Origin of the sequence: Salegentibacter flavus (assembly GCF_900115145.1) — a bacterium.
GTDB lineage: Bacteria > Bacteroidota > Bacteroidia > Flavobacteriales > Flavobacteriaceae > Salegentibacter > Salegentibacter flavus.
In genome coordinates this window covers 17,609-30,921 of record NZ_FOVL01000029.1, presented here as the reverse complement: position 1 = coordinate 30,921, position 13,313 = coordinate 17,609, and the positions used below count along the sequence as shown (strand labels likewise).

The following is a 13,313-nucleotide window of genomic DNA, read 5'->3' as shown; positions in this document are numbered from 1 at the left end:
AAACTGTAATATTGTCATTATCTTATCTTTTTGACCAAAATCCTTGAGGGGTCAGTATGGCCAGTACGAGGGGTCAGCATCACCAGTATATCCAGTCAACGTACAGATTACAGCTCTGGAGTTAGCCATTTTAACTTCACTCGTAAAAAGGCTGGAAAAAACCAATCAAACCAAAGACCTCAAATTGAACTTTTAAAGAGTAACAACGCTCTTCAACACCAACAACTCACCACCTCAAAACTTCAAAAACAAAATCCCAGTACCCTCACCTGGATTATAAGACTTATAGCCTGTTTCAGTTTAGGATACTTAATGGGAATTCTTAACTAAAGTTCCCATGGTAACCGAATTAAACAAAAAGCCCGGTAAATACCGGGCTTTTAATCAAAAACAAATTAACACTAAACATTTTCTTCCAATGTCTTTCCTTTAGTTTCTGGAAATAATTTAAAAACGAAAAGTAATTGGAATATCATAGCTAACGCAAAAAAACCAAAGGCATACGTGCCTCCATTTGGCAGTTCAGCTACTACTGGAAACAACCATGTAAGAATAGCTGCCCAGAACCAGTGAATGAAAGTTCCAAAGGATTGTCCTGAAGCTCTTACCCGATTAGGAAAAATTTCCGAAATAAAAACCCAGATAACCGCACCTTGTGAAAAAGCAAAACTTGCAATAAAAATTAAAATGGGTACTATTAGTAGACCAGATCCAATTTCTGACTCATTTAAATAAAAAGCACTAAAAATCAAACTGATGATCATCCCTAATGTTCCCCAGATCATAAGCTTTTTCCTTCCTATCTTATCAATGAGGCTCATTGCTATTATTGTAAACACCATATTTACAAACCCTACAGATGCTGCTTGAAGAAAGGCACTATCTTCGGCGATTCCAGACATTTCAAAAATCCTCGGAGCATAATACATTATGGCATTAATACCAGAAAACTGGTTAAAAGTGGCCATTAAAAAGACTAAAAGTAAAGGTTTAAAGTATTTACTCTGAAATAATTTATCCTTTTTCACATTTTGCTTTAAGGAGTTTTTGATGCTGTCATAGGTCTCATTAGCCTTTAGATCCCCTAACTGCTTTAAAATACTAAGCCCTTCTTTATCATTACCTTTAATTATCATCCACCGTGGACTTTTAGGAATAAAAAAGGTAAGAAGAAAGAATATTAATGCAGGGACTGCCTCAACTCCTAACATCCATCTCCAGGCTTCATTTTCAATTTCAATCTTTAAAAAGTAGTTGGATATGAAAGCTAATAATATTCCAAATACAATACTAAATTGAAACAAACCAACCAATCGACCCCGATGAGTAGCGGGAGAAATTTCAGAGATGTACATAGGAGCAATAACGGAGGATGCACCAACTCCCAGCCCTCCTAAAAATCGGTATAATAAAAATAACTCCCAATTGCTGGTTAGGGCACACCCAATAGCAGACAATCCAAATAAGAAACCTATAAATAACAGCGATTTTTTTCTACCTAATTTCTGTGCCGGCCAAAAAGCAAAAATAGCTCCAATAATGGTTCCTATTAAGGCTATTGAATTTGTAAATCCATGGGCGACAGGATCAAGGTCGAAAAAACTTTTTAGACCTTGTTCCGCTCCCGATATTACTGCAGTATCAAATCCGAATAACAGTCCTCCTAAACTCGAAACAATGGCCCCGGTTAGAAGTTTTTTAGTTAAACCCATATAAGATTTTATCTAGTCGTTATCCGTTTTTACCACGCCTACCATACTATCGGCGGTACCATAATATAGATACCACTCATCCTCAAAGTACACTAAACCTTCTATAAAAGTTGTTCCATCTTCATATTGTCCTGATTTCTCAAAAGGCAATTCAGGTTGGATAAAAGGCTCTTCCGATCGATCAAGAAGTTTCCAGGGCTCATCGGCATCATACAAAGCCTGACCCCCAGTGTATATTCTATTACCTAAATCTTCAACTCCAATATTTTGAGAGTTCCCGGCATTATACATTACTACGATTCCATCTTCTGTTAATACCGGTGGTGGTCCTGCTTCCACTAACCAAGAGTCAAAATAACCGGGACGTGGGCTTAACACAGGTGCTAAATTTCCTGCATAGTCTTCTACAGGCTCCCAGTTGATTAAATCATCAGAACTCGCTAGCCAAATATGGGGTACTCCGTAATACATCCAATATTTTCCATTGATCTTTGCGGCTACAAGTTTATCGTCTTTAAGCTCTGTAACAATAGCTCCTGATTTTGTTTCGGTATTGTGATATTTACCATCCTTCCATTCCTCAAAAATAGGTCCTTGTTTTTCCCAGTTTTTCAGATCTTTTGAAGTCGCTACCGCCAACCTTGGATATTCTCTATTCCATTGGGTATAGGTAAGAACATAAAGTCCGTCTTCAGTTTCTACAATTCTTGGATCTTCAGTACCACCTGTCCATTCAAACTCCTTCTGATGATCATCATCTGGATAGAAAATTGGCTCCTTCTTCCTTATATATTCTTCCCCATCACTGGAGATGGCTAATCCTATCCTGGACGTATGACCACCAATTTCTTTCTCACCTAATTTTTCCTCCGCTCTATATAATACGTGAATTTTATCATCCTTAACTATAGCTGCCGGGTTAAAGGTTGCCATAGATTCCCACTTGATCTCTTTGTCAGTCATAGGATCTTTAAATGTGGTTAGGCTATCTTTCTGTATAATGGGTTTGGCATCCTCAAACCTTTCAAAAGGCCCCATCATCCATTCTTTTTCTAATTTTTCCTGACTGTATCCCAGCAAACTAACCAGGGATACAAAAATTGCTATATAAGTTTTATTCATAATATTATCCTTTTAAAAATTAGTAACCCGGGTTCTGGTCAATTTGCCCACCACTTTTATCTATTTCACCTTGAGGAATTGGATACAGGTAATTGTAGTCCTGGAAGTTTTTCCCCATTTCTGTTAAGACCTCTTCGGCAATACCCCATCGCCTTAAATCATTAAATCTATGTGATTCAAACCCAAGTTCAAGTCTACGTTCGTGCCTTAAAATCTCTAAAGCCTTTTCTTGAGAATATCCCTCACCTGAAACTTTAGCCAGACTGGTTGAGGTGCCGTCTAAAGCCGGAGTGTTCTCTGCTCTTACTCTTATTTGATCAATAATTTCAAGACCGGCTTCTACTTCTCCTGTTTCAATTAAGGCTTCGGCCTTCCAAAGCAATACATCGGCATATCTTATATATACTCTGTTGCCCGGGGAATCATCATTCCCTTTATAACGTCCATCTGTAGTTCCCAGCAATTTATGAACAGATTGTTCATCACTTTCTACTGTATAAAGCAATCTAGGATCCCCTTCCTCAAAAGCAGCTTTGAAATCATCGGTTGGGGCTACAAAACCCCATCCCATTAAAGCGGCAAGTCCATTACCCTTTCCGGGATTCTGTTGTTCCTGGTGGTCATAAGCAAAAATCACCTCATCTTCCTGAAATTCCTTGGATACGTCGAAGGCGTCAAAGTAATGGTCATTTAGAGAATAATAGCCCCAGGATTGTAATTCCTCAATATGGCTAATCACAGTATTCCATTCCTCTTGGTATAGTGCTAGTTTTGCCTGCATAGCTTTAGCCGCACCTAAAGAAACTCTCCAGGGTTCTGAAGGACTTGAGTATTTTCCCATTGGCAGAAGATTTGCTGCAGATTCCAGATCATCACTTATTAAATTTAGAACCTCCTGTTTTGGAGCCCTTTCAGAAACTTCATAAGCGGCTTCAAAATCCTCTAATGGTTCTGTCAACAATGGAACATCCCCAAAAAGATTAACTAAATCGAAGTAATAAAAAGCTCTAAGGAAATATGCCTCTCCTAATAAACGACTCCTTTCCTCTTCTGTTAAGCTTGTCGTCGAAACTACTTCGGTATTTTCTAAAGTCGCAATGGCTTGGTTAGCTCTGGAAATTCCTTCATAGTCATAACTCCATGCTCCATTAAATGCACCGTTCATGGAAGTGAAATTAAAGGCTGCAATTTCATCCATCCACGCCTGGTCCCCGTCAGGATTCCATTTTTTATTCATATCGCCTGCGGCAATATCCTGTAAGATGAAATCATTTTTAGTTACCTGGCCATCATCCCAGGCCCAATTACCCACTATATTTAAAGTGGAGGAAAGAAGTTGATAGGTTGAGTTTACACTCGAAGTAATAGTGCTTGCGGTAGGCTCAGAACTAATCTGGTCCTTGGTTATTAAACCTATAGGCTCCTCATCTAATTCACACCCCCAAAGAATCACACTCAGGGCTATAATTACTGTTTTTGTTATATTTTTCATTTTATAATTTTTTAATTTCAAACCTTTTTATTATAAGGTTATATTAACACCAAATAAAACTGTCAATGATTGAGGATAAGTACCAAAATCAATTAAATCTGTTGATTCGGGGTCAAGCCCTGAATAATCCGTTATCGTAAAGAGATTCTGGCCGGAAGTATAAATTCTAACACTTTCAACTCCTATCTCTTCCTGTAAACTTAAGCTATAACCTAATTCAATATTTTTTAATCGAAGATAAGAAGCGTCTTCAACAAAAATATCTGAAATCCGGCTACTCCCATTATCGGTAAAGCTTACTCGGGGAATGGAATTAGTCGATCCTTCTCCATCCCAACTTCCTAGCACCCTGTCTGTGAAGTTAAACGGACGGGTATCATAATCAATTATCTTTTTCAAATCATTATATCGGTCGACGCCGCTGACTCCCTGAAAAAGCAAACTAAAATCGAAACCTTTATAATCAAATCCTGCATTCAACCCAAAACTCAATTTTGGATTAGGGTTCCCAATAAAATCCCTATCATTATCATTGATTCTGCCATCTCCATTCAAATCCTTGAATTTGATATCACCTGGCTTTTGTGGTGGATTAGGTGTACCGTCCAAATGATCAGCTATCTCTTGCTCATTCTGGTATATTCCTTCTTGGATAAACCCATAATAAGAATTCAATGCTTCTCCTGGTTGGGTGCGGGTAACTCTTCCATTGATATAAGGCAGGTTAGGGTGTAATGAATTTACTTCATTTTTTAAGGTTGCTATGTTACCACTAACGGAATATTTGAATTCATTATCATAATTTCTGTAGGATAATGCAAATTCAAGTCCGCTATTACTAACTTCTCCGGCATTAAGGAAGGTTGGTGATACATCCCCCACAAAATTTGGAAGGGAAATAGGTAGCAAAATATCTGTGGTTTCTTTCTTAAAGTAATCTACACTACCATATATCCTATTATCGATTATTCCGAAATCCAAACCAACATTGGTCTGGGTGGTCGTTTCCCATTTCAAATCAGGATTTCCATATCGACTTATTAGGTACCGATCGGCATCTCTTCTATATAAGGTTAAGTAAGCAAAATTTGGAATTTCCTGGTTTCCTAATTGTCCCCAACTGGCTCTTAATTTCAGTTCAGATAACCAGGTAAGGTCCTCAGTAAACTCTTCTTCTGAAACCATCCATCCGGTAGAAAATGACGGGAAATAACCCCATTGATTCTCCTCAGCAAATCTCGATGAGGCATCTGCTCGTAAATTCGCGGTAACCATATATTTGTCCTGAAACGAATAGGTAGCTGTTCCAAAGAATGAGAATAGGGACCATTCCTCTGCTAAGCCTCCATTCCATAGGTCTTGTTCTGTATCACCGAAATCAATATAACGAAAATTGGGTTCAGTAAAGTCAAAACGTGTACGCGAAGCATTTAAATTAGACAATCTGGCGGTGATATATTCTGTCCCCACTAATGCATCTATACTATGCTCATCAAATTCTTTAGAATAACTTAGACTATTATTCCAGGTTAGGGTAATATCTTCTCCACGGGTTTCACTTAAACTATTAGGCCTGTTCTGCCTTCCTAAACCTCTGTCCCGTTCTGCTCCTCCTCCATCATCATCTCCAAAGTTTACTCCAAAAGCCTTATTATGTATAAAGTTAATATCAGCTCCAAAATTTGTTCTGAATGTTAATGACTTATCTTCAAGAAAACTATATTCTGCGAATAGATTTCCGAAAGTTTTAAAGGTCCTGGCCGCGTCATCTGTGAAAAAGGCTAAGGCTATAGGGTTTTGGGAATATTCATATTTACTGCTTTCAAAACTATCAGGCCCTTGATAAAAAGGTAAATCTGTAAAAGGATCTTCTTCCGAATAAGTTGGATCAGAAGGGTCTTTTTTCACAGGAATTATTGGAGGTCGCAAAAATGCATGTCTTATAATTCCTGGAGCATCACCACTGGATGAGATTCTGTCTTTATATTCATATGATGCCTGAAGGTTGGCACCAACTCTAAATCTATCAGTTACGTTAGACTGAACATTCGACCTGAAGTTAATTCTTTTATACTGGTCGTTGTCGTATACTACAGGTCCATCTTGTCCAAAATATCCTCCGGATAAGAAATAATCTGTGTTCTCATTCCCCCCGGAAGCAGTTACCTGTGCACTATGTGTACGACCTAGTTCAAAAAGTTCATCCAGATAATCTACATCGGCAAAATCAGTTCTGTTTAAATCTCCTGTATATGGATTTTCTCCTTCGTAACCCGCATTATCCCAGGCCCTTTCAACGGTTTGCATATATTGCTCAGCATTCAGCATATTTGGAAGATTCGTTACCTTTTGAAAACCGGTATAGTAATTTGCCTGGATTCCTTTACGGTCTCCACCGTTTTTAGTTTCAATAACAATTACACCTCCTGCTGCTCTGGAACCATAAATAGAAGCTGCAGAAGCATCTTTTAATACAGTCATAGATTTAATATCCGAAGGATTAAGGAAAGATATTTCCCTGGATGGAATCCCATCAATTACATAAAGTGGGTTATTATTTCCAATAGTACCATTCCCTCGAATCCTAACCTCCACTTCATCTCCTGGAGCACCGGTACTCTGGGTAATATTAACACCGGCAACCTGGCCTTGAAGCGCCTGAGTAACTTCAGGTACTCTTCTGGATTCAAGGTTATCCACATTAACCGAAGTAAGTGCCCCAGAAATTGTCCTGCCCTTCTGAGACTTATAACCTACCACAACCAGTTCATCCAATTGCGAAACCTCATCTTCCAGGAAGACATCGATTTGTCCCCTTCCTTCAACGCTTATCTCCTGTGTCTTAAATCCAACATAGGAAAAAACTAAAACCGCATCAGGTTCATCCAGATCAATACTGTAATTACCATCAAAATCGGTTACCACCCCATTATTGGTCCCCTTTTCCACAACCGAAACTCCGGGAATGGGTACGTCTCCAGCGGTTACAACTCCGGTCACAGTTTGAGCAAAAGTAGCCCCCCAGCTTACACTTGCCAGTATTAGCACCAGGCTAAAAATTAAACTATTTTTTTTCATCATTTTTCATTTAAATTAGTAATCTAGTATGTTAGTATTTATTTCTCTTATTAAAATCCGGATCCATTTCCGGTGTTCTATCCCCCACAAATTCATTAGCCATTAAAATGAAAACATTCCAGCTAAGACCTCGGGTAGACGGCCACCATTCATCGTACGACTCCCATTTTGTTGGAATAAATTCCTTGCTATATGGCCAATTTGGATTCAGGTTTTTCTCTGCCCATAATCGATTCTCCATTCGTTTTTTTGCGGACTCCCATCCGTGCCAATATCCTACAGCATAAGCGGTATATTCGGCTCTCAGCCAGCTACCCCCATTATAGTAAAACCCATCTCTGCTGTTATTTCCATAATTGTTCACTCCAAAATCCCCAAATGGCTGATATTCTTCATCCATATAGGTATACCCTTTCTCATCATCGGCTAACCTCACTATAATTGGAGCCGTAGTTCCAATTTCCGGGTGTAAGGAATTTTCAACTTTATTTAAAGCCGGAATTTGATCCAGATGATTTTGAACCATTTCATTCGTGAGCATAGGTTTTTCAAAAACCCACAGTGATAGGAATTCAGGAACCAGATCAGTTACACTTATAAGGTCTGGATAATCGGAATCAAAAAGTAAATGTTTTCTTTCTTCATCATAAAAATTCCGATACTCCTGCTCCGCTTTCTCTACATAATCCTCTTCTATTTCTAACCCCAGAGCCTGAATGGTTTTTAGTGCAACAGCAAACATTCCTTGATTTGCAGCCATTCGTTCCGTTTTAGGATGGTATTCCATCACGTCAACCTGGCTCATAGAAAAATGTGAAGCACACTTCCCATCTCTGTTTTCATCAAATTCATTCAATATATAATCGGCTGCAAGTTGGATTTTCTCTTTAGGCAATTCAACGCCGAATCTTCTTTTATTTAATAACCCCCAAACCAACCACTCTATAGTTGCTTCATTATCTTTGGCCTCAACCGATCCCATATACGGAGTGATAATAGTTCCTATTGCACCCTCCGGAGTTTGTGTGGCCGCCCATTGATTCCAGATAGAAACATTAAGGCCTTTGTTGTAAGTAGAGATTACAGACCAAAAAGAATCCCTGTTGTACATATCTGGAGAATAATTCAAATTAGGCACATTAAAAGGTTTTTCATCATCTACTGAAGTTATCCAGGTCATCATTTGAAAATTAGCATAAAGCATTTTTTCTGCTTCGGTACCTTCAAACCCCATACCTTCAGCCAGCTTAACCTGTGAAGACACCTTGAAATCCTTCTGATCCTTCCAGGGTTTCATAAAAACATACGTAACTTTTTCAATAGTATCCCCCATCGACAGCCTATTATAATCCAGACGGTAAGGTTTATGTTTCAGTATTTTTAGATCTTTAATATTAAGAGAGCCACTTAACCCATTGGTCCTGCCAATAAACATCTTAACGTTTTCCGCTTCTGTATAAGGTACCATGACACTCGCCTTAAATTCCTGCCAGCTATTTTTTTCCAATGGGAACCCGTCGATATATTTTATGCCGTGTTCCAGTTCCGATCCTTCAACTCCATTTTTATAATTATATAGTTTCAGGGCCAGAGGCATGTCCCCTTTTGCAGAAAACGAAATGCTGTAAATTTTTTGAGGTTCCATCCCGGACAGAAATTCTATTCCAGCTTTATCACCTTTAGGAAAGATCATTTCAATAAGGGAATCATCCTGTCTTAATTTCACCTCACCGGTTTTAGAATACAAATCTGGCATTTGTAACTCTAAGCTTTCACCATGGTCCAGATTCAGTGCCTCTCCAAAAGTGTATTTGATATAATGTTCCCCATTATCCTGCTCTTTTGGTGATGCTGTTAAAAGTAATTTAGCATCTGGCAATATGCGCATACCCACCATTCCTCCACCTCGACCTGAAAAACGTCTCCTTGTGGTTCGGGTAAAAATGTTTTTGTACCCCGGGTCTGTTAGAAACCCCACCACATCATCCTCATTAGTAATAAAACCTGCTGAAGGATATAATTCGTGAACCATTCCTCCTTCAAAATTCTCATATTCAAAACTCACATATTTCTTGGGCGTAAAGGCAGGCACATTAGTAAGATCTACAGAATAGTAGAAATTAGGAATGGAATTCTGGCTAATTCTTAAAGTTTTTTTGACCAGGGATGGACTTACTTTTTCATATTCCACTTCCGAATACAAATTTGAATCAAAGTCTTTTAGATATTGGGGTTTCCCCAAAATATACCCCTTCTCCGTTTTTTCATAAAAAACCCCTCTCCAGTTCTCAATTTTATAACTGACACTTCTATCTAAGTTAGAGAGTTGTAAATTGAATTCTCCTTGATTCGCCGTTAACCCATCCGCCCCATTTAAAATTTGAACAAAATATCCCGTTTCTTTATCTCCCTGAATTTCCAAACCTAAATCCTGGGTATAACTAATATTGGATAAAATTAACAAGCAAAAGGCTAAAAGTAGTTTTTCTAATCGCATAAAATATAATTAAACTAGCCGAAAACGGTTTAGTAAAACGTTTTACTAAACAGCTAATATAAAAAGCTATACCATATCTGCCAAATTATTTAACAAGTTTGAAAAGTTAGAATTATCTAACCTTAAGGATTGGAGCTTAATTTTTTTACTGGACGTAAGGATTCCCTTACAATTAATTCTCCTGGTAAAGCCTTAGTGAAGAAATACTTCTTTTCCTTTTTTGAAGCAAGAATTTCAAGAGTTCCATTTATAAGTTCTTTGGCTAATTCAGAAATTGGTTGAGCAATGACACTTATAGGAGGAGAATAAAGCTCAAACACATCTCTTTCGTCAAACGATATTATAGCCAGGTCTTCAGGGATTTTAATCTTTTTTTCCCGCATCACCCGTAAACCAGTGATTGCAAGATTATTAGTGGCAAATAAGATAGAATCTATCCCAGGATTTCCCTTTAGAAAATTTCTAATGGCACTCATCCCGGCTGGGGTTTTTACCTCATTAAATTTTAGAAATAATTCATAAGCAGCTAAATTATAGGCTCCTATCGAATTTAAATACCCTTCATGTCTTTCAACTAATGGAGATAGTTCTGAATGTATACCTATAAATGCTATATTTCTTCTCCCCGATTCATAAAATCCGGTCACTGCTTTTTGAGCTCCTTCAAAATTTTCAAGGATTACATAATTATGCTTGAAATTTTTAAAATATCTATCAAAGACCATCACAGTTTGATGCTCTTCATAGATTAAATTTTTTAGGTCTTTTTCAAAATTTTCAGGAGGTGTTATAATAAATGCATCCACCTGTCTGTCTTTAAAAAGAGAAATAAGTTCCAAAGTTCTCTCTCTGTCATTTTCGGTGCTGCAGTAAATAATATTATAACCATTTCTGAAAGCAATCTCTTCCATTTGTTTTGCTATGGCAGAGAAAAAAGGATCTGAAATATCCTCCACCATGAATACAATAGATTTAGATTTCCCCGTCCTTAACGATTGCGCTGAAGAATTAGGTTTGTAACCAACCTTCTCTATATAATCTTCAACCTTTTTTATTACCTCTTTGCTAATCTTATTTTCTGCCTTTTTATTAACAATGAAGGAAATCGTAGTAATTGAGATCCCCAATTCCTTAGAAATATCCTTCATTGATATTTTTTTCTTTTGCTTCATTAATTCAGGCTTAAATAATTATAGGTCAGGTGAGGTGGTGAAAACAAATATATAAAATTAGAAATTCCACTATAAAAGTGTAAAAGGGTCCTCTAAACTTTTAAGAATTCCTATTGAGCAAATAAATATTAATCCAGCTTTTTATTTTACAAAATCCTGAAGGTATTTGTCTTAAATATCAGCACTAAGTTTTTTTTCAAATTACTCTATATAAACTTCTAATAGATGAGCATTTTCAGATAAAAGTTTTACTTTGGTTATACTAGCCGGAATTAAGATAGTTTCCCCTTGTTGCAGTTTTTCCATCTTATCCTCTATGGCTATTTGCACTTTTCCTTTCACACACATAAGGATTACGAAGGAATCCACCTTGGAATAATCCTTTTCGACTTTACCTTTCACCGGTAAAAAATTTGTGGTAAAATATTCACATCTCGCCAGATTGGAAGAATTATTACTGTTCCTATCATAGGAAATTTCAAAATCATCCTTCTTCTCAAAATCAATCGCCTCCAATGCAAGCCCGGTATGCAATTCCCTGGAGATACCCTTTGAATCTACTCGGTCCCAATCATATATTCTATAGGTTATATCAGAAGTTTGTTGGATTTCAGCCAATAAAACCCCGGCGCCAATGGCATGTACCTTTCCTGTATTTATAAAAAAGGAATCTCCCTTCTTTACTTTTTCAAAATTTAATAAATCTATTATATCACCTTCTTCAAGATGCTTCAGGTATTCTTCTTTACTTATAGTTCTTTTAAAACCTACATTAATTTCAGCATCCTTATCTGCCTGCATAATATACCACATTTCAGTTTTCCCAAAAGAGTTGTGGCGTTCTTTTGCTAGTTTATCATTAGGATGTAACTGAACAGAAAGCTCGGTTTGAGCATCAATATATTTAATCAATAAGGGAAATTCTTCGCCAAATTTCTTGAAGACTATCTCGCCAAGCAGATCTGCCTTATATTGATGTATTAATTCCTGAAGTGACTTCCCCGCTAAACTTCCATTCTTTACAATGGAAATATTATCTGGAACTCCTGAGATCTCCCAACTTTCACCTATATTATCTGAATGGGATTTCTTATTTAAAAGGTCTTTAAGTTTGGTCCCACCCCAAATTTTCTCTTTTAAAATAGGAGTGAATTTTAATGGATAATTAATCATAAAAATAAGTTTAAAAATGCCCAAAATAAAGATTAGTTATCAATAACACTTCCTTCAAATCAATTAAATTTATTGAAGTCCACGTAATAGTCGGGATAATTTGCCTACAGTCGGACCTAATAGGGGGAGTTTTACGCTCCCTTTTAAAGCTTTTAAGTAAAACATAATTAATACGAAAAGTTCGAACTTTACCCCTGGTTTCTTTTATATAATTAACGGTTGCCAAAGCTTTGCACAAAATTGTCACCAAAACCGGCATTTTATTCTCCGCCGCGCTCCAAAACCCATTTTCTCAAAAAAATACCTTCCTCCATGCTTTCGCGCCCTGCGTGCCTGTTGAATTGCCAAAAAAAATTAATCAATTTGATACATGTCTATTTCGGAGTGATGGTGCCACCAGTTTCGATCAAACAACGCCATTTTGAAAGATACACTCTTTGGAGCTCTTTTTCTTCGCGATTCACCCTTGAAATCAATACGGTGTGAGGAGTTCCTTTCCTGCCCAAAATAGCATCCGCTATAGGTCCTTCTGTAAGCTTACATACCGGCATTTGAAATGACCATTTTCGATAAATAAAAGATCTGATTCTAATTTTTGGACTTATTTTATCAAAACCATTTTTATAACTTTAGAACTTTTAAATTAATAACTATGATGAAATTTTTAAAATTGGTGATAATTTTAACGGTACTAACAGGAACCAACAAGCTTAAGGGGCAGGATCAACCTGTAGATTTGGATAAGAATTTTACCCATGTGGTATATTTTTATTTAAACAATCCCGATAATCCCGGCGAAAGAGCGGCTTTTGAAAGTTCACTTAAAAAGTTCCTCGATAATAGTTTGTATGCAAAAACCAAATTCATTGGGATCCCTGCAGAAACTCCCAGGGATGTGGTGGATAATTCATATACATATTCGCTTATCCTTAGTTTTCCTTCAAAGGAAATCCAGGATAAATATCAGGAAGAACCAGCGCATTTGGTTTTCATCGAAGAATCTTCTCACTTATGGAAAAAAGTTCAGGTATATGATTCGGTAGGGATTTATTGATCTCTATAATTCC

At 37.2% G+C, this 13,313-nt stretch carries 8 protein-coding genes; 1 reads left to right on the top strand and 7 read right to left on the bottom strand.

Going from position 1 to position 13,313, the window contains the following annotated elements; all coding sequences use genetic code 11:
* Window positions 1-401 precede the first annotated feature (401 nt).
* The 7 genes from BM266_RS15850 to BM266_RS15820 all read right to left on the bottom strand — a co-directional run bounded on the left by BM266_RS15850 (window position 402) and on the right by BM266_RS15820 (window position 12,246).
* A complete protein-coding gene (locus BM266_RS15850; RefSeq protein WP_093411422.1) occupies window positions 402-1,712 on the bottom strand; it encodes a sugar porter family MFS transporter in 1,311 nt (436 codons plus the stop codon).
* Between the two features lie 12 nt (window positions 1,713-1,724).
* Window positions 1,725-2,834 (bottom strand): glycoside hydrolase family 130 protein, encoded by a 1,110-nt coding sequence (locus BM266_RS15845; RefSeq protein WP_093411420.1) that lies wholly within the window; start codon window positions 2,832-2,834, stop codon window positions 1,725-1,727.
* A 19-nt stretch (window positions 2,835-2,853) separates the two neighbouring features.
* Complete coding sequence (locus BM266_RS15840; protein WP_093411426.1) at window positions 2,854-4,326, bottom strand: RagB/SusD family nutrient uptake outer membrane protein; 1,473 nt, start codon at window positions 4,324-4,326, stop codon at window positions 2,854-2,856.
* A 30-nt stretch (window positions 4,327-4,356) separates the two neighbouring features.
* Complete coding sequence (locus tag BM266_RS15835) at window positions 4,357-7,407, bottom strand: SusC/RagA family TonB-linked outer membrane protein (RefSeq protein ID WP_245760475.1); 3,051 nt, start codon at window positions 7,405-7,407, stop codon at window positions 4,357-4,359.
* Window positions 7,408-7,435: 28 nt separating this feature from the next.
* Window positions 7,436-9,901 carry a hypothetical protein gene (locus BM266_RS15830; protein ID WP_093411417.1) on the bottom strand — a complete coding sequence of 822 codons (2,466 nt, stop codon included), beginning with the start codon at window positions 9,899-9,901 and terminating at the stop codon, window positions 7,436-7,438.
* A gap of 122 nt (window positions 9,902-10,023) precedes the next feature.
* Window positions 10,024-11,073, bottom strand: coding sequence for a LacI family DNA-binding transcriptional regulator (locus BM266_RS15825; protein ID WP_093411416.1), 1,050 nt, complete (start codon window positions 11,071-11,073; stop codon window positions 10,024-10,026).
* Between the two features lie 201 nt (window positions 11,074-11,274).
* Window positions 11,275-12,246 (bottom strand): type I phosphomannose isomerase catalytic subunit, encoded by a 972-nt coding sequence (locus tag BM266_RS15820; protein ID WP_093411425.1) that lies wholly within the window; start codon window positions 12,244-12,246, stop codon window positions 11,275-11,277.
* Window positions 12,247-12,898: 652 nt separating this feature from the next.
* Here BM266_RS15820 and BM266_RS15815 point away from each other — a divergent pair.
* Window positions 12,899-13,300, top strand: a complete 402-nt coding sequence (locus tag BM266_RS15815) for a Dabb family protein (RefSeq protein ID WP_093411414.1) — start codon at window positions 12,899-12,901, stop codon at window positions 13,298-13,300.
* Window positions 13,301-13,313: the final 13 nt, after the last annotated feature.

Coding starts and splice junctions, on each gene's coding strand:
- BM266_RS15840 (WP_093411426.1), bottom strand. CDS start 4,326: ATGAAAAATATAACAAAAACAGTAATTATAGCCCTGAGTGTGATTCTT.
- BM266_RS15850 (WP_093411422.1), bottom strand. CDS start 1,712: ATGGGTTTAACTAAAAAACTTCTAACCGGGGCCATTGTTTCGAGTTTA.
- BM266_RS15845 (WP_093411420.1), bottom strand. CDS start 2,834: ATGAATAAAACTTATATAGCAATTTTTGTATCCCTGGTTAGTTTGCTG.
- BM266_RS15830 (WP_093411417.1), bottom strand. CDS start 9,901: ATGCGATTAGAAAAACTACTTTTAGCCTTTTGCTTGTTAATTTTATCC.
- BM266_RS15820 (WP_093411425.1), bottom strand. CDS start 12,246: ATGATTAATTATCCATTAAAATTCACTCCTATTTTAAAAGAGAAAATT.
- BM266_RS15835 (WP_245760475.1), bottom strand. CDS start 7,407: ATGATGAAAAAAAATAGTTTAATTTTTAGCCTGGTGCTAATACTGGCA.
- BM266_RS15825 (WP_093411416.1), bottom strand. CDS start 11,073: ATGAAGCAAAAGAAAAAAATATCAATGAAGGATATTTCTAAGGAATTG.
- BM266_RS15815 (WP_093411414.1), top strand. CDS start 12,899: ATGATGAAATTTTTAAAATTGGTGATAATTTTAACGGTACTAACAGGA.